We start from the raw sequence: 17356 nt of genomic DNA, 5'->3' as shown, positions 1-17356 counted from the left end.
CGCTGTATGAGATCGGCGCCGGATTGCTCCAGTCGCCTTGAGTCGTCGGTTTCCGTATGCAAGCCTGAGGCTTGACCGATTGTTAACTATGGCGAGACTCCGTCCGCCGCCACCGCCATGACACAGGGATCACGCGGCCGTCGAGTCGCTCGACACCGGTGCGTCGGCCTCCGCCTCGGCGGCGATGACGGTTTCCAGCCTCGCCTTCACTTCGCAGAGCCATGCCCATCCGGCATCGGTCGGATCGTCTTCAAACGCCTGCCGTGCTTCGCGAAGTTCGCTATGTAGCGCTCCTGCCTGCCGGTGCAAGATCATCGCCTGTCTCAGGGCGTCTGCGCGGTGTGCGGGATCGGCGTGCGGGGCCAGGGTCGTGCGGTCCCGAGAGCGGGCCAGGGCGAGGATTCTGTCAGCAGCCGCAGCAAGTCCGGCGCGATTGATGCGATTCTGCAACACTTCCGGCACCGGATGCTCGTCCTCGGCGGCGCAGGCCAGGAGGACAGATAGAATCCCTCGCGCATCCGGATCCTCGAAATCGAGATCGGCGGTCTCTTCGCCGAACTCCGCGATCATCTCGGGATGGGCGAGCAGGGTGCCCACGATGACCGCCTCGCGCACCGAAGCGGCGCCCGTGAAGCCTGCCGAGGCCGTCATGGAGGGGCTCGGACTCCCGGTGATGCGCGGCGAAACGGGCTCGCCGGGCCGGGTGAAACGCGGGCGTCCGCGCGGAGCCCCGCCGGCGGCGGCTCGCGCGCTGCGGGGTGACAGGCTCCGCAGGCGCTCTTCGATATCGTCGCGGTAATAGCGCCGCACGGTCTCGTCGCGGATCGTCGCGACGGTGGTGCGCAGGGTCTGCGTCAGGCCGGCGCGCCGCTCGGGCGTGTCGACCGGCCCCGCTTCGAGGGCGCGCCGCCACAGCAGCTCGGAGAGCGGCAACGCCGCCGTCAGCACCTGATCGATGGCCGCCGGGCCGCCCGACCGCAGCAGGTCGTCGGGATCCTGGCCGCCGGGCAGCAGCGCGATTCGGAGCGAGCGGCCGGGCGCGAGGAGCGGGAGCGCGATGTCGAGGGCCCGGAAGGCCGCCCGCTGGCCGGCCTTGTCGCCGTCGAAGCAGAGAATCGGCTCGTCGGCATGGCGCCAGAGCAGGCCGAGCTGATCCTCCGTCAGCGCGGTGCCGAGGGGCGCCACGGTCTCGGGATGGCCGGCGAGCGTCATGGCGATGACGTCGACGTAGCCCTCGACCGCGATGATCGACCCGCGCTCGTGCGCGGCCTTCCGCGCGCCGTGGAGGTTGTAGAGCGTGCGGCCCTTATGGAAGAGCGGCGTCTCGGGGGAGTTCAGGTACTTGGCGCGCACCTCCTTGGCGAGGGCCCGCCCGCCGAAGGCCACGACCCGGCCGCGTGTGTCGGTGATCGGGAACATCACCCGGTCGCGGAAATAATCGTACGGGACCGAGACGCCCTCCCCGGCCGCGATGAGGCCGAGTTCGACCATCAGCGCCTTGTCGACCCCCTGCCCGGCGAGGTGGTCGCGCAGGGCGTAGCGATCGTTCGGCGCGTAGCCGAGGCGGAAGGCTCGCTGCGTCTCGTCCTTGAGCCCGCGGCGTTCGAGATAGGCGCGGGCCTCGCTGCCCTGGCCCGCCCGAAGCCGGTCCTCGAACCAGCGCGCGGCCATCTCCATGACCTCGATCGCCCCGGCGCGCTTGCGTTCGCTGGCGCGGTTGTCCTCGGTGGGGGCCGGCAGGCTGACGCCGGCCTCGCCCGCCAGCCGCTCGACCGCCTCGGGGAAGCTGAGACCCTCCGTCTCCATGAGGAAGGTGAAGATGTCGCCGTGCTTGGAGGACGAGAAGCAGTGATAGAACTGCTTCTGGTCGTTCACGTAGAAGGACGGCGTCTTCTCGGCGTTGAACGGCGACAGGCCGCGCCACTCGCGGCCGGCCTTCTTCAACTGCACGCGGCGGCCGACCACCGACGAGGCCGGCAGCCGGGAGCGGATCTCTTCCAGGATGTGGGGCGGATAGCGCACGGGGCCTGGGATGGGTTGCGTGAACCCGCACCTATAGCGCGTGAGGCGTAACGGAGTCCCTCACGCGCTCGAAATCCGGTGGAGGATTGCGGGGAGAGGCTCAGCCCTTCGCGGCCAGCGCCGCCTTCACCAGACCGCTCGCCTTGCCGAAATCCATCCTGCCCGCGAAGGTCCCCTTCAGGGCGCCGATCACCTTGCCCATGTCCTTGGGCCCGGCCGCGCCGGTCTCGACGATCGCCGCCTCGACGGCCGCCTTCATCTCGGCCTCGTCCATCTGCTTCGGCAGGAAGCTCTCGATGATGGCGATCTCGGCGCGCTCGTTGGCGGCGAGTTCCGGGCGGCCGCCCTGCTCGTAGACCGACGCCGATTCGGTGCGCTGCTTGATCATCTTCTGGAGCAGCGACAGGATCTCCTCGTCGGAGGCCGGCTCCTTGCCGAGACCCCGCGCCTCGATATCCTTGTCCTTGAGGGCGGCCTGGATCATGCGGACGGTGGCGAGCCTTTCCTTGTCGCCGGCCTTCATGGCCTCCTTCATCTCGGTGGTGAAGCGCGCGCGCAGCATCTCGGTGAACCTTCCAACGGTCGAAGCGGGGGACTGGCCTGCGGTTTGCGGGTGTTGAGCCCTGCGGGCGCCGGGACCACATTGACCCCATCGCGGGCCGCTCGCTAAGAGCGCCGCACACGATCATGCTGCAAGCCGAGAGCGCCGCAACCCGGTGCCCGCCTTCGGCCGGACATAAGCGAGACTCAGCCCATGCTGCAAGACGCCGCCGCGCATGCCCCCGAGACTCGGGCGCCCGAGCCCTGGGCCGAGCCCGTCGCGACAGCTCTGCTGGTGCTGGCTGACGGCACCATCCTGGAGGGCTTCGGCATCGGTCAGACCGGCGTGGCCGACGGCGAGGTCTGCTTCAACACCGCGATGACCGGCTACCAGGAGATCCTGACGGACCCCTCCTATGCCGGCCAGATCGTCACCTTCACCTTCCCGCATATCGGCAATGTCGGCACCAACGACGAGGATCTGGAGAGCCTGGAGGCGGCACCGGCCTCGGGCGTGCGCGGCACGGTGATCGCCTCGGCGGTGACGAAGCCGTCGAACTGGCGCTCGTCGTCGCATCTCGACGGCTGGCTCAAGGCCCGTGGCATCGTCGGCATCACCGGCGTCGACACCCGGGCGCTCACCGCCCGCATCCGCGACCAGGGCATGCCGAACGCGGTGATCGCCAACGATCCCGAGGGCAAGTTCGACCGCGAGGCCCTGAAGGCCCGAGCGGCGGCCCTCGCCCCCATGGAAGGGCTCGACCTCGTGCCGCCGGTGACCAGCCGCGCACCGTCTGAATGGTCGGAGACCGTGTGGGCGCTCGGCAACGGCTACGGCAAGCGCGCGCCCGGCGAGGGCCTCAAGGTCGTGGCCATCGATTACGGCGTGAAGCGCAACATCCTGCGCCTCCTCGCCCAGGCCGGTTGCGATGTCACCGTGGTTCCGGCCACCACCGCGGCGGAGGAAATCCTGGCGCTGAAGCCGGACGGCGTGTTCCTGTCGAACGGCCCCGGCGATCCGGCGGCGACCGGCGCCTATGCGGTCCCGGTGATTCGCAAGCTCCTGGACGCGAAGGTGCCGACCTTCGGCATCTGTCTCGGCCACCAGCTCATGGGCCTCGCCCTCGGCGGCCGGACCGTGAAGATGGGCCAGGGCCACCACGGCGCGAACCATCCGGTGAAGGACAAGACCACCGGCAAGGTCGAGATCGTCTCGATGAACCACGGCTTCGCGGTCGATCCGAACAGCCTGCCGGAGACGGCCGTGGAAACCCACGTGTCGCTGTTCGACGGCTCGAATTGCGGCCTGACGCTCACCGACCGCCCGGCCTTCTCGGTGCAGCACCACCCGGAAGCCTCCCCGGGCCCGCGCGACAGCCACTACCTGTTCGAGCGTTTCGTGACGCTGATGCGCTCCGGCACGCCGGAGACCGCCAAGGGCGCCTAAGACCGGATCCGAGCCCGCGTTGCTCCCGCGGCCCGATCCCAATCGGGCCGCGGCGGGGCCATAAAATCCGCCAGATCGGGCAGCTTAAGAGAGCCCACGACGGCCCCTGAACGGCGGCGCATCCGCGTCCCGCGCATTCGGCCCGTCGCAGGGGATTGCCGGATGACCATCGACGAGGCGCGCGACGATTTCTCCCGCCTGCATCGCAGTTTCACGTTCCACCTTGGCGTCGCCGTGGGTCTGTCCTGGCTGACCGCCGTCTATGCCGCCTTCTATGCCCCCTGGGTGCGCAACATCCGAGCCCTCATCGATCCGACGGGCGGGCTCGACCGCGTCGAGAGCACGGTGTCCTACCTGTTCGCCTTGCCGGCGGTCCTCGCCCTCGCCTGGGTTTCTCTCTACTTCGGCCGCGAGGCGCTGCGCCGCGCGCAGACGCTCTCGAACGTCGCCGTCGAGTTCGCGGCCGCCGCCGTGGTGGCCTTCGGGGTTTTCTATCTCTCGATCGACCGGGCCGTCGCGGCGCTTCACGCCGGCCTCTGAGTCGGGACGGGGCGGCCTGGCGCCACCCCGTTTGCCTACTCGACCTTCGCGAACAGCGGTTCGAAGCGCTTGGCGGCCAGCTTGTTCTGCGGGACCGCCTTGGCCGCCTCCAGATTGTCGGGCTTGTCGCCGACCTGGACCAGGCCGACCATGCCCATGATGTAGTGCGGCGAGCACTTGATTCCGTAGAGGCCGGGCTTGTCGAAGGTCACGGTCTCCTCCTTGCCGACCACCGTCTTGAACGGCGCTGCCCCCTCGGGTGCCATGCCCTTGATAAGCTCGGCATTGTGCCCCTTGTCGGCCGGCACGAACCGCACCGTGTCGCCGGGCTGGATTTTCACGTAGGCCGGGTCGAAGACCATCATCCCGCCCGGACCGCTGTTCAAGGTCTTTATGGCGACTTCCGAAGCGTTCGCGCCCAGGATCGATCCGATCAGAAGCATTGCGGAAATAGGGGCTGGCCAGAGCATCTTCGGTCTCGACTCGTTGTGGTATCGATCGACGGATCTGCCGATCGATCGAGGCCTACAAATCGCTCCGGAACCCAGCAAGAAATCTTCCCGCGCGGGCGTTCATTTATAAGAACTCCAATTCGGCCGACCGGCGTCGCATCCATGCGTCGAACGCACCGTGAGGATGCGCGGTTGTCCCGGCCTTCCAATGCGCCCGTGGCCCGTGTAAACGCGGGGCTCAACGACAATCCCGCCACGCGCGTCCGGGAGCAGGGCTGAAGTCAGCCCTGCCCGATCGGGCGCGCTTGGCCCGACAAGGCCGCAGATGCCCAAACGCACCGACATCTCCTCGATCCTGATCATCGGTGCGGGTCCGATCATCATCGGACAGGCCTGCGAGTTCGATTACTCCGGCACCCAGGCCTGCAAGGCGCTGCGCGAAGAGGGCTACCGGATCGTCCTGGTGAACTCGAACCCCGCGACCATCATGACCGATCCGGACATGGCGGACGCGACCTATGTCGAGCCGATCACCCCCGAGATCGTCGCCAAGATCATCGAGAAGGAGCGCCCCGACGCGATCCTCCCGACGATGGGCGGCCAGACGGCGCTGAACTGCGCCCTGTCGCTCCAGAAGATGGGCGTGCTGGCGAAGTACGGCGTGCAGATGATCGGCGCCACCGCGGAGGCGATCGACAAGGCCGAGGACAGGAGCCTGTTCCGCGACGCTATGACCAAGATCGGGCTCGACACCCCGAAATCGGCGCTGGCCAACGCCTCAACGGCCAAGAAGGCCGACCGGCAGGCCTACCTCGCCGAGATCGCCCGCATCGAAGCCGCCAACGCGGAGCAGGAGGCGCGGCAGAAGGCGCTGGCCGCCTTCGAGAAGAGCTGGGCCGCGGGCGAGACCGACCGGCGCAAGCGCTACGGCGAGCATGCGATCGGGCAGGCGCTGATGGCGCTGGCCGAGGTCGGCCTGCCGGCGATCATCCGCCCGTCCTTCACCATGGGCGGCACCGGCGGCGGCATCGCCTACAACCGCGAGGAGTTCCTCGACATCGTCGAGCGCGGCATCGACGCGTCTCCGACCAACGAGGTGCTCATCGAGGAGAGCGTGCTCGGCTGGAAGGAGTACGAGATGGAGGTCGTTCGAGATAAGAACGACAACTGCATCATCGTCTGCTCCATCGAGAACATCGACCCGATGGGCGTCCATACCGGCGATTCGATCACCGTCGCCCCGGCGCTGACGCTCACCGACAAGGAATACCAAGTGATGCGCGACGCATCGCTGGCGGTGCTCCGCGAGATCGGTGTCGAGACCGGCGGCTCCAACGTGCAGTTCGCGATCAACCCCGAGAACGGGCGCATGATCGTGATCGAGATGAATCCGCGGGTGTCGCGGTCCTCGGCGCTGGCCTCGAAGGCCACCGGCTTCCCGATCGCCAAGGTCGCCGCCAAGCTCGCGGTCGGCTACACGCTCGACGAGATCGCCAACGACATCACCGGCGGCGCGACCCCGGCCTCGTTCGAGCCGACGATCGACTACGTCGTCACCAAGATCCCGCGCTTCGCCTTCGAGAAGTTCCCGGGCGCCGAGCCGACGCTGACCACCGCCATGAAGTCGGTGGGCGAGGCCATGGCGATCGGCCGCTGCTTCGCCGAATCGCTCCAGAAGGCCCTGCGCTCCCTGGAGACGGGGCTGACCGGCCTCGACGACATCGAGATCGAGGGCCTCGGCAAGGGCGACGACCACAACGCCATCAAGGCGGCGATCGGCACGCCGACCCCGGACCGGCTTCTCAAGGTCGCGCAGGCCCTGCGGCTGGGTGTGAGCCACGAGCAGGTCTATGCCTCGTGCAAGATCGATCCGTGGTTCCTGGAGCAGCTGCAGGCGATCATCGACCTGGAGAACCGGGTGAAGGCGCACGGCCTGCCGAAGACCCCCGGCGCCTTCCGCCAGCTCAAGGCCGCCGGTTTCTCGGATGCGCGCCTCGCCGTCCTCGCCAAGACCGACGAGGCCGCGGTCAGCGCGGCGCGGCGTGCGCTGTCCGTGCGCCCGGTCTTCAAGCGCATCGACACCTGCGCGGCCGAGTTCAAGTCGCCCACCGCCTACATGTACTCCACCTACGTGGCACCCTTCGCGGGCGCGGTGGTGGACGAGGCGCAACCCTCGGACCGCAAGAAGGTCGTGATCCTCGGCGGCGGCCCGAACCGGATCGGCCAGGGCATCGAGTTCGACTATTGCTGCTGCCACGCCTGCTACGCGCTGTCGGAGGTGGGCTACGAGACCATCATGGTCAACTGCAACCCGGAGACGGTCTCCACCGACTACGACACGTCGGACCGGCTCTATTTCGAGCCGCTCACCGCCGAGGACGTGCTGGAGATCATCGAGACCGAGAAGCAGGCCGGCACGCTGCACGGCGTCATCGTGCAGTTCGGCGGCCAGACCCCGCTGAAGCTCGCCCGGGCCCTTGAGGCCGCCGGGGTGCCGATCCTCGGCACCTCGCCCGACGCCATCGACCTCGCGGAGGACCGCGACCAGTTCAAGCGGCTGCTGGACAAGCTCGGGATGAAGCAGCCGAAGAACGGCATCGCCTATTCGGTGGAGCAGAGCCGGCTCGTGGCGGCCGATCTCGGCCTGCCCTTCGTGGTGCGCCCGAGCTACGTGCTGGGCGGCCGCGCCATGGCGATCATCCGCGACGAGACGCAGTTCGCCGACTACCTCCTCGATACCCTGCCGAGCCTGATCCCCTCCGAGGTCAAGGCCCGGTACCCGAACGACAAGACCGGCCAGATCAACACGGTGCTGGGCAAGAACCCGCTCCTGTTCGACCGCTACCTGTCGGATGCGGTCGAGGTCGATGTCGACGCGGTCTGCGACGGCAAGGACGTGTTCATCGCCGGCATCATGGAGCACATCGAGGAGGCCGGCATCCATTCCGGCGACTCGGCCTGCTCCCTGCCGCCGCGCTCCCTCTCGCCCGAGATCATGGACGAGCTGGAGCGGCAGACCAAGGCGATGGCGCTGGCGCTCAACGTCGTCGGCCTGATGAACGTGCAGTACGCCATCAAGGACGGCGTCATCTACGTGCTGGAGGTGAATCCGCGCGCCTCGCGCACCGTACCGTTCGTCGCCAAGGTCATCGGCGAACCGATCGCCAAGATCGCGGCCCGGCTCATGGCGGGCGAGGCGCTGTCCACCTTCGGCCTGAAGCCGAAGACCCTGCCGCACATCGCCGTCAAGGAAGCGGTCTTCCCGTTCGCCCGCTTCCCCGGCGTCGACGTGCTCCTCGGTCCGGAGATGCGCTCCACCGGCGAGGTGATCGGGCTCGATACCAGCTTCGGCGTGGCCTTCGCCAAGAGCCAGCTCGGTTCGGGCACGCAGGTCCCGAAGGCGGGCGCCGTGTTCGTCTCGGTGCGGGATGCCGACAAGGCCCGCATCCTGCCGACCATGAAGCTCCTGTCCGATCTCGGCTTCACCATCCTGGCCACGGGCGGCACGCAGCGCTATCTGGTCGAGAACGGCGTTCCGGCCGAGCGGATCAACAAGGTCCTCGAAGGCCGGCCGCACGTGGTCGACGCGATCAAGAACGGCGGCATCCACCTCGTGCTGAACACCACCGAGGGGGCCGGCGCCCTCTCGGACTCGCGCTCGCTCCGGCGTGCGGCCCTCTTGCATAAGGTGCCGTATTACACCACTCTAGCCGGCGCGATGGCCGCGGCCGAGGGGATCAAGGCCTATCTAGAGGGCGATCTCAAGGTCCGCGCGTTGCAGGAATACTTCGCGGCCTGAACCTGAGGGTTCCGCTGACTTTATCTCGTGGCCCGGAGAGAGTGCTCCACTCTCGGCCGGGCCTCTTCATTGTGGCGCGAGACGATGACGATAGACAAGGTTCCGATCACGGTGCGCGGCTTCGCAGCCCTCGAAGAGGAGCTGAAGCACCGGCAGCAGGTGGAGCGTCAGCGCATCATCCAGGCGATCGCCGAGGCCCGTGCCCTGGGCGACCTGTCGGAAAATGCCGAATATCACGCCGCCAAGGAGGCGCAGTCCCATAACGAGGGACGCGTGATGGAGCTGGAGAGCATGATCGCGCGGGCCGAGATCATCGACGTCACCAAGCTCTCGGGCAACAAGATCAAGTTCGGCGCCACCGTGAAGCTCGTCGACGAGGACACGGAAGAGGAGAAGACCTACCAGATCGTCGGCGAGCCGGAAGCCGACGTGCGCTCCGGGCGCGTGTCGATCACGTCTCCGATCGCCCGCGCCCTGATCGGCAAGGGCGTCGGCGACACCGTCGAAGTCACCACCCCCGGTGGCGGCAAGTCCTACGAGGTCGTCGCCGTCCAGTACGGCGGCTGAGGCATGCGCCCGCGTTCCTGGGGCTGGATTGCCGGCCTGATTCTCGGTGTCGTCGCGGGATCCGCGGCGGCAGGCGATTTTCCCGCCACCGCCGTCTTCTCCGACATCCGGGTCGATGTGCGGCCGCTCGTGGACAAGGGCGCAGGCCTGCAGGCCGAGGCGCTGGCTTCCGATCTCACATCGGCCCTGCGGAAGAATTTCGCCGGTCGCATCGGCGGCCGCGGGCCGCGCCTCGTCGTGGTCGTCACCAGTCTGTCGCTGCGCCCCTATGTCGGCAGTGGCGACCGGCCCGGCTTCGGCAGCAATTTCCAGACCGACTACATGGAGGGCGAAGCCCTGCTGGTCGGGCCCAAGGGCCAAGTGCTGGGACGCTATCCGCAGATGACCGCGACGCCGTCCAGCTACGGGGGCGCGTGGTACGATCCGCAATTCGAGCAACGCCGGCTGGCCGCGATCGCCGACATTTATGCCCAGTGGCTCGCCCGCGACCTGCCGCGGGATTAGAGAAGGGCCGTCCGCCCCGGCCCGCGGCGTAGGGCGTTTCCGGTGAGGAGCATGGCAAGCATCGACGTGACGGAGTCGCAGACCGCGCCGCTCAGCCGCTTGGACTCGCGGCCCGGGCGCCTGCCCGAACTCGCCCGCGCCCGCGCCTGGATCGTCACCGACGGCAAGGCCGGCGACGAGAACCAGTGCGTCGGCATCGCCGAGACCCTGGGGCTCGCCTTCGAGACCCGTAAGGTGCCCGCCTCCGGACCGTTCGGGTGGATGGCACCGTGGGGGCCGATCGACCCCCGCGAGGGCCCGCGCCGGCGCGCCGGCGCCCTGTCGGGCCCCTACCCCGACATCCTGATCGCGTCCGGGCGCCGGTCCGTGCCCTACCTGCGGGCGGTGCGCCGCGCTACGGGCGGCCGGACCTTCACGGCCTTCCTGAAGGATCCGCGGATGGGCGCAGACAGCGCCGACTTCATCTGGGTGCCGGATTACGACGACCTGCGCGGCCCGAACGTCTTCACGACCCTCACGGCTCCGCATCTCGTCACGGCCGCGCGACTGGCCGCCGCCCGGGCCCACCCGGATCCGCGCCTCGCGCGCCTCGACGGCCCGCGGGTGGCGGTCCTGGTCGGCGGCGACAGCCGGCATTTGAGCTACCGCAAGACCGACATGGTCCGTCTCGTGGAGGATCTGCGCGGGCTGGCGGCGCAGGGCTGCCGGCTCATGGTGACGATATCCCGCCGGACGCCCAACCCGCTCCGCGAAGCCGTGAAGGCCCTTGCGGCAGAGACCGGCGGCTTCCTCTGGGACGGGTCCGGCGACAATCCCTACGTCGCCATGCTGGCGCTCGCCGAGGCGATCGTGGTCACCTCCGACTCGGCCAACATGGTCAGCGAAGCGGTGGCGACCGGCGCGCCGGTCCTGCTGTTCGACCTGCCGCGCACCTATATTCGGCATCGGCGGATGTTCGCCGGGCTTGCCATCGCCGGAGCGCTGCGGCCGTTCACCGGTCAGTTGGCGGAGCTGACGTACAAGCCGATCGATGCGACGCCGGTGATCGCTCAGGCGCTCGCCGACGTCTATGCCGCACGACGCGCGGCCGGACCGGCCTGAGGAGGCCGAGACAGATGGCCCACACGTACGCCAAACGCGTGATCGTCGGCTCCGGGCACGCCGCCGGCACGGTGGGCTTCTGTGCCGCCCGGGCCGACATGAAGCCCATCCCCGCGCCGCCCATTCAGCCGGCCACGGCGATCGGCGACGGGTCTTTGCCCATGCGCCACGGTGGCTCCCGGAGCGAGACGCCCGGCACCGCCGGGACCGAGATCCCGAACGTGCTCGTGACGATCTCCGAACCGCTGGCGTCCCGGATGTGTGTGGATCCTAACACCTGCCCGGCGAACGACGACCGTCCGCGGCCCGTGCTTGAAGCTGCGGCGTAGAGCACATTCAAGACATCTCCGCTCCCTCGCTACGTCCAGGCTCGCCATGACCACTCACAAGACGAAGGTCCTCATCATCGGGGCCGGACCGGCCGGCTACACCGCGGGCATCTACGCCGCCCGGGCCAACATGAAGCCCATCCTGGTGACGGGCATCCAGCCCGGCGGCCAGCTGACGATCACCACGGACGTGGAGAATTATCCGGGCTTCGCGACCGCCGTTCAGGGGCCCGACCTGATGGAGCAGATGCGCCTGCAGGCCGAGCACGTCGGGACCCGGATCCTCTCCGACACCATCGTGTCGGTCGACTTGTCTCAGCGCCCCTTCGTGGCCCAGGGGGATGGCGGCGACACCTACGTCGCCGATACCCTGATCGCCGCCACGGGCGCCCAGGCCCGCTGGCTCGGCCTGCCCTCCGAGATCGAGTTCAACGGGGCAGGCGTGTCGGCCTGCGCGACGTGTGACGGGTTCTTCTATCGCGGCAAGGAGGTCGTCGTGATCGGCGGCGGCAACACCGCCGTCGAGGAAGCCCTGTACCTCGCCAACCTGGCCTCTAAGGTCACCGTCATCCACAGGCGCGACCGCTTCAGGGCGGAGCCGATCCTGCAGGATCGGCTGTTCGCCCATCCGAAGATCGCGGTCATCTGGAACCATGTGGTCGAGGAGGCCCTCGGCCGAAGGGAGCCGGTGAAGGCCGTCACCGGCGTGCGGTTGCGCGACACCGGCAGCGGCGCCACGCGGGACGTGCCTGCAGACGGCCTTTTCGTCGCCATCGGTCACGACCCGGCGACGAAGCTCTTCGCTGGCCAACTCGAACTGCTGGAGGGCGGCTACATCAAGATCGTGCCGGGCACGACGCGGACCAGCGTCGAGGGCGTCTACGCCGCCGGCGATTGCGCCGAGTTCGTCTACCGGCAGGCGGTGGTCGCCGCCGGCATGGGCTGCATGGCGGCACTCGAGGCGGAGAAATTCCTCGCCGAGCACTCCCCCGACCCAAAGGTCAGGACCGAGGAGTTACAGGAGCCGGAGATGATCGGCGCCTACGACTAGGCGAGCGGACGCGCGCCCTGCATCCAGCGCCGCACTGACGTGGCGGCGCCGGGCTTCGACGCGCTGGAGGTCACGACCCTGGCGCGCGCATGGCCCGGCGGCCCCATCCTCTGGCTCTTGCCCCAGGGTACCAGCCCGTCCTTTCTTGCCTGAAGCGGCCTCAAAACGCTCCTCGGCACCGCGCAAGCCGACCTTTACGGCTCGAAGCGTTCCCGGAACGGCGTGCCTCGCCTCCACGACACCGACAGGTCCCCGAGGACCGAACTTGGCCGGAGGCGGTCAGTCCGCTTCGGCCGTCGGGTGTGGGTAAGCGGACGTTCTGCGGGCGTCGGAAGAAGGTCTCGAAGCGATCCGAGGCCGCTCGCCCAGATCGCCAACCTGGAGATCCGCAATGCGGACGCGGTGCTCGAGACCGACATCCGCGTGCCGGGTGAAGTCCCCGACGGCAAGCCTCCGCCGGACATCCACGCGCCGATCGTCCCCGAACGCACCGCGATCGAGGCGAAACGTCCGCCAGCTATTGCATAGCTACCGCCCGCGCTGGGGCAGAGAACGCGACAGCCGATCCCTTCAAAAATGATACTAAACATCTAAATTGAACATGGTCGCGGCGCACTGAGGATCCGGGGATGCCGAGAGTTTCGCAGGAGCAGGCCAAGCTTAACCGCCAGCGTGTGGTCGAGGTCGCGGCGACCCTGTTTCGTGAGCGGGGGCTCCATGGCGTCGGCGTCGCCGACATCATGGGTGCCGCGGGGCTCACCCATGGCGGCTTCTATGGCCAATTCGCCAACAAGGACGCGCTGGCGGCTGAAGCCTTCGAGACCGCGCTGACCGACAATGGACGGGGACAGTTGGACAGCCTCGTGTCCAACTATCTGTCGATCGCCCATGTGCGCGCCCCCGGGATGGGCTGTCCCGTCGCCGCGCTCGCCAACGACGTCGCACGGGAAGCCCCGGACAGCCCGGTCCGGTCCCGCTTCACGCGAGGCGTGCGCGGGATGGTGGACCTGATGGCGGCCCTCGTGCCCAAGACGCCGAAACAGAAGAGGCGGCAGCGTGCGCTGTCCTCGCTCGCGACGCTGGTCGGTGCCGTAGTCCTGGCCCGCGCGGTCGACGATGAAGCGCTGGCCGAGGAGATACTCGGAGCGGCTCGCGTCTCGCTGGGTGCCGAAGCGCCCGAACGGGATACGGCGGCGGGACCCTCCAACAGCGGATAGGGGCGCGCCTCCGCGGCGACAGGGCACGCTTTCCCCTTGCCATTATAAATTATGATCATAATCTATATGGGGAGCGGTTGCGACGCAGGCCGCGTCGGAAGGAGACCATCGTGCAGCAGAGCGAAACCAGGATCGCGGTCGTGACAGGGGCCGCTTCGGGCATCGGCCTCGAGACAGCGAGAGCTTTGAAGGCCGCGGGCTACCGGGTGTTCGGCACAAGCCGAACGGTCGATCGTGTCGTGGAAGGCGGCATCACGATGCTGCCCTGCGACATCACCTCGGACGCTTCGGTCGCGGGTGCTGTCGAGGCGATCTTCGCCCGGACGGGGCGGATCGATGTGCTGGTCAACAACGCCGGCTTCGGCATCAGCGGCGGCGCGGAGGAATCCACCACCGCGCAGGCTCAGGCCCTGTTCGACGTCAATCTGTTCGGCGCCATCCGCATGACCCGCGCCGTCCTGCCCCTGATGCGGGCAAGCGGTGGCGGTCGCATCGTCAACATCAGCTCGGCCTTTGGGCTCGTCCCGGCCCCGTACATGGCGCTCTACGCCGCGAGCAAGCATGCGCTGGAAGGCTATTCCGAATCCCTCGACCACGAGGTCAGGACCCAGGGCATCCGGGTCGTCCTCGTCGAGCCCGCCTATACCCGCACGGCCTTCGACCGGAACCTCGTCACGCCGGATGCGCCGCTCGCCGTCTACGACGCCGCGCGCGCCGGCCAGGAGCGGCTGATGCGCGACGTCATGGTGGTTGCCGATGCGCCGGGGATCGTGGCCGAGAGGGTCGTGACGGCGGCGACCGCGGCGGTACCGAAGAGCCGGTACACCGCCGGCAAGATGGCCCGGCGGGTCAGCCTGCTGCGGCGTTTCGTGCCGGCAAGCGCCTTCGATAAAAGCTTCCGCAAGCAGATGCGGCTCCCGCAATGACAGGGGGAGCACCTCCGCTCGGACGGCAGCGCGCGGTGCCGCCGGACAGAGCGGGCGAGACGGCGTTCTTCGCCGCCGGCATGGGCTGACGGGCGGCGTTGGAGGCCGAGACATTCCTCGCCAGCCGCACGATCGGCGAGAGCCCGGTCCAGGCCGGCGCAGCGGAATGCCGGCGGCACCGGCCGCGGCGCTTCGCCCGCAGCGCCCACCATTTCAACAACTTCCCGCCTTCGCCGCTTGCGTCGCATCATGCGCTGTGTGCATAGGAGTGCTGACTGCGCCGGGATGCACCGATTGCATGCCCGCGCGGTGCCGCGAGCGGTCATCCGCCCTCGGCGCCGCGCAGTTCGCCCGGTGATCTGCCCGCCGCTTCGCGCCCATCCTGACCCGGGCGCGACCCGCGGGCGCGCGCTGGTAGGGGTTCTTGCCTTGGACTGGGATAAGATCCGGATCTTCCTCAACGTCGCGGAGGCGGGGAGCTTCACCAAGGCGGGTGACGATATCGGGCTCAGCCAATCGGCGGTGAGCCGCCAGATCAGCGCCTTGGAGCGCGAGCTGAAGGCGCCTCTGTTCCACCGCCATGCCCGCGGCCTGCTGCTGACCGAACAGGGCGATCTCCTGTTCCGCGCCGCCCGGGACATGAAGCTGCGCCTGGAGAATACCCGCGCCCGGCTCGTGGAAACCTCCGAGCGTCCGACCGGCGATCTCAAGGTCACCACCACGGTGGGCCTCGGCACGTCCTGGCTGTCGCAGCGCGTGGGCGAGTTTCTCGACCTCTACCCGGACGTGCGCATCGAGCTGATCCTCACCAACGAGGAACTCGATCTCGCCATGCGCGAGGCCGATGTGGCGATCCGCATGCGGCGGCCGGCCCAGCCGGACCTGATCCAGCGTCGGCTGTTCACCGTGCACTACCATGCCTTCGCGAGCCCGGATTACGTCAAGCGCTTCGGCGAGCCCAAGACCATCGAAGAACTCGACGATCATCGCCTTGTCTCGTTCGGCGGAAACGAGCCGTCGTACCTGCTCGCGGCCCACTGGCTGGCGGATGCCGGCCGCGATGGCCGGGACCGGCGTCAGGTCCACCTGACCGTGAACAACATCGGCGCCCTCCAGCGCGCGATGGAGGCGGGAGCCGGGATCGGGATTCTGCCCGACTACGCGGTGGATGGCGGCCAGCAACTCGTGCAGGTGCTGCGCGAGACCGAGATGCCGAGCCTCGAGAGCTACCTCGTCTATGCCGAGGAGATGCGCTCGGTCGCCCGGGTCCAGGCGTTCCGCGACTTCCTGGTCTCCAAGGCGCAGCGCTGGACCTACTGAGCATCCGATGCTTGAGTCGCGTCTTCTCACGGAGACGATTCGATGCGCGCTGCCCTCTACGCTCTGATCCTCGTCGCGGGTTCGACCAACGCGATGGCGGATGACTGCGCGGAAGCTTGGTACCAGCGCAACCTGATCTACAAGCAGGCCGGCTATTGTTTCAGCACGCCACGGGCGATCCGGACCTTTGGCAATACCGATTGCCGGTACGACGCCATGGACCGCATACCGCTCTCGCGCCAGGAACAGGCGACGGTGGCGGAGCTGCAGGCCTTCGAGCGCGCCCATGGCTGCCCGCGCTAGCGTGCGCGCCGCCGCAGTGGACGCCGATACCGCGTACAGACGCGTGACGACAAAGAACTGAAGCCCCGCCCGGTGGGGCGAGGCTCGGGCGGGTTTGCCTCGGCGGGTGTCGCCGAGCAGCCCCTCACACGAACAGCCGTTCGCCTTCGAGGCCCTTGTAGAGGCTGGCGACCTGCTCGCCGTAGCCGTTGTAAATCAGCGTCGGCACCCGCTGGTCGGTCCCCAGAACCCGCTCCGTGGCCTGGCTCCAGCGCGGATGCGGCACGGCCGGGTTCACGTTGGCCCAGAAGCCGTACTCGGAGGCCTGCAGCCCCTCCCAGAAGGTCTTCGGCCGGTCGGCGGTGAAAGAGATCTTCACCAGCGACTTGGCCGACTTGAACCCGTATTTCCACGGCACCGCGACGCGGATCGGCGCCCCGAACTGGTTGGGCAGCGGCTTGCCGTAGACCCCCGTCACCATGAAGGCGAGGTCGTTGCCGGCCTCGGCCAATGTCAGGCCCTCCGTGTAGGGCCAGGGATAGAAGAAGGCCCGCTGGCCGGGGGCCATCGCCTTGTCCATGAAGGTCTCGAAGCGGATGTACTTCGCGCCCGAGGCGGGCTTGGCGAGCGCCACGAGCTTCGCCAGCGGGAAGCCTGTCCAGGGCACCGCCATGGACCACGCCTCGACGCAGCGGTGGCGGTAGAGCCGCTCCTCCAGACCCACCTTCCGGATCAGGTCGTCGACGCCGATCTCGAACGGCTTCTCCACGAGGCCGTCGATCTTCAGGGTCCAGGGTTGCGTCTTGAGGGCATTGGCTGCCGGTAGCACCGTCTTCGACGTGCCGAACTCGTAGAAATTGTTGTAGTCGGCGCTGAAGCGCTCGGGCGTCAGGGGCCGGTCGAGGGTGTAGGCCGGGTTCTGTGGCGCCGGATAGAGCGACGGGTCGCCTGCGGCCGCCAGGGCCTGACGGGGGCCCAGGAGCGAGCCGGCCGCGAGTCCGGCCGCACCGCCGATCAGGGCCCGCCGGTTGATGAAGACGGCCTCCGGCGTCGCCAGATGCTCCGGAATCTCCCAACCGCGCTTGCGCTTGATCAACATGGCCGTCTCCTCGGATGTCCTGCGCGCACAACCCACAGATCGGCCGCAGCCGACAGGGGCGCAAGCGCCGCAGCCTCACCTTTCGGCGACCCGCATCCCGGCGTTACGCCGCAGGTGAGCGGCACCTGGACGCAGGCGGGTGCCCGACGATCGGCCGAGG

Annotated in this window: 17 protein-coding genes; 13 read left to right on the top strand and 4 right to left on the bottom strand. The window is 68.4% G+C overall.

What is annotated here, in order from left to right; translation table 11 throughout:
* Positions 1 to 129: 129 nt before the first annotated feature.
* Positions 130 to 2022, bottom strand: a complete 1893-nt coding sequence (dnaG, locus tag MCBMB27_RS00420) for a DNA primase (RefSeq protein WP_075379616.1) — start codon at positions 2020 to 2022, stop codon at positions 130 to 132.
* 100 nt (positions 2023 to 2122) lie between these two features.
* Entirely contained in the window at positions 2123 to 2584 is a 462-nt protein-coding gene (locus MCBMB27_RS00415) for a GatB/YqeY domain-containing protein (RefSeq protein ID WP_043356034.1), read from the bottom strand.
* Between the two features lie 192 nt (positions 2585 to 2776).
* Between MCBMB27_RS00415 and carA the strand changes: the two genes are divergently transcribed.
* Both carA and MCBMB27_RS00405 read left to right on the top strand, forming a co-directional pair.
* Entirely contained in the window at positions 2777 to 4009 is a 1233-nt protein-coding gene (gene carA, locus MCBMB27_RS00410; protein ID WP_043383260.1) for a glutamine-hydrolyzing carbamoyl-phosphate synthase small subunit, read from the top strand.
* Positions 4010 to 4171: 162 nt separating this feature from the next.
* Complete coding sequence (locus tag MCBMB27_RS00405; RefSeq protein WP_043356030.1) at positions 4172 to 4549, top strand: hypothetical protein; 378 nt, start codon at positions 4172 to 4174, stop codon at positions 4547 to 4549.
* A 35-nt stretch (positions 4550 to 4584) separates the two neighbouring features.
* Here MCBMB27_RS00405 and MCBMB27_RS00400 read toward each other — a convergent pair whose 3' ends face one another.
* Positions 4585 to 5019, bottom strand: a complete 435-nt coding sequence (locus MCBMB27_RS00400) for a pseudoazurin (RefSeq protein ID WP_043356028.1) — start codon at positions 5017 to 5019, stop codon at positions 4585 to 4587.
* Between the two features lie 307 nt (positions 5020 to 5326).
* Between MCBMB27_RS00400 and carB the strand changes: the two genes are divergently transcribed.
* From carB to MCBMB27_RS00350, 11 genes are all read left to right on the top strand, one after another.
* The gene (gene carB / locus MCBMB27_RS00395; protein ID WP_053610009.1) at positions 5327 to 8800 is read left to right on the top strand and encodes a carbamoyl-phosphate synthase large subunit; all 3474 of its coding nucleotides are present in this window, start codon (positions 5327 to 5329) and stop codon (positions 8798 to 8800) included.
* Between the two features lie 90 nt (positions 8801 to 8890).
* Complete coding sequence (gene greA, locus MCBMB27_RS00390) at positions 8891 to 9367, top strand: transcription elongation factor GreA (RefSeq protein WP_170861838.1); 477 nt, start codon at positions 8891 to 8893, stop codon at positions 9365 to 9367.
* 3 nt (positions 9368 to 9370) lie between these two features.
* Positions 9371 to 9871, top strand: coding sequence for a hypothetical protein (locus MCBMB27_RS00385; RefSeq protein ID WP_075379615.1), 501 nt, complete (start codon positions 9371 to 9373; stop codon positions 9869 to 9871).
* 51 nt (positions 9872 to 9922) lie between these two features.
* Positions 9923 to 10972, top strand: a complete 1050-nt coding sequence (locus MCBMB27_RS00380; RefSeq protein WP_053610010.1) for a mitochondrial fission ELM1 family protein — start codon at positions 9923 to 9925, stop codon at positions 10970 to 10972.
* A 14-nt stretch (positions 10973 to 10986) separates the two neighbouring features.
* Positions 10987 to 11301, top strand: coding sequence for a hypothetical protein (locus MCBMB27_RS00375; protein WP_053610011.1), 315 nt, complete (start codon positions 10987 to 10989; stop codon positions 11299 to 11301).
* A 46-nt stretch (positions 11302 to 11347) separates the two neighbouring features.
* Entirely contained in the window at positions 11348 to 12352 is a 1005-nt protein-coding gene (gene trxB, locus MCBMB27_RS00370) for a thioredoxin-disulfide reductase (protein ID WP_075379614.1), read from the top strand.
* A gap of 402 nt (positions 12353 to 12754) precedes the next feature.
* A complete protein-coding gene (locus MCBMB27_RS30790; RefSeq protein ID WP_257787397.1) occupies positions 12755 to 12880 on the top strand; it encodes a hypothetical protein in 126 nt (41 codons plus the stop codon).
* A gap of 101 nt (positions 12881 to 12981) precedes the next feature.
* Positions 12982 to 13569 carry a TetR/AcrR family transcriptional regulator gene (locus MCBMB27_RS00365; RefSeq protein WP_075379613.1) on the top strand — a complete coding sequence of 196 codons (588 nt, stop codon included), beginning with the start codon at positions 12982 to 12984 and terminating at the stop codon, positions 13567 to 13569.
* A 110-nt stretch (positions 13570 to 13679) separates the two neighbouring features.
* Positions 13680 to 14495 (top strand): oxidoreductase, encoded by an 816-nt coding sequence (locus MCBMB27_RS00360; protein ID WP_075379612.1) that lies wholly within the window; start codon positions 13680 to 13682, stop codon positions 14493 to 14495.
* Positions 14496 to 14924: 429 nt separating this feature from the next.
* Positions 14925 to 15815: a LysR family transcriptional regulator gene (locus MCBMB27_RS00355; RefSeq protein WP_043356004.1), complete on the top strand. Its 891-nt coding sequence runs from the start codon at positions 14925 to 14927 to the stop codon at positions 15813 to 15815.
* A gap of 42 nt (positions 15816 to 15857) precedes the next feature.
* The gene (locus tag MCBMB27_RS00350; RefSeq protein WP_043356002.1) at positions 15858 to 16118 is read left to right on the top strand and encodes a YARHG domain-containing protein; all 261 of its coding nucleotides are present in this window, start codon (positions 15858 to 15860) and stop codon (positions 16116 to 16118) included.
* 124 nt (positions 16119 to 16242) lie between these two features.
* Here the strand turns inward: MCBMB27_RS00350 and msrP are convergent, their stop codons facing one another.
* Positions 16243 to 17196, bottom strand: a complete 954-nt coding sequence (gene msrP / locus MCBMB27_RS00345; RefSeq protein WP_043755665.1) for a protein-methionine-sulfoxide reductase catalytic subunit MsrP — start codon at positions 17194 to 17196, stop codon at positions 16243 to 16245.
* Positions 17197 to 17356 lie beyond the last annotated feature (160 nt).

The sequence above is a fragment of the Methylobacterium phyllosphaerae genome, from assembly GCF_001936175.1.
GTDB lineage: Bacteria > Pseudomonadota > Alphaproteobacteria > Rhizobiales > Beijerinckiaceae > Methylobacterium > Methylobacterium fujisawaense.
The sequence above is the reverse complement of the archived record's forward strand: the minus strand, read 5'-3'. Positions and strand labels throughout refer to the sequence as shown.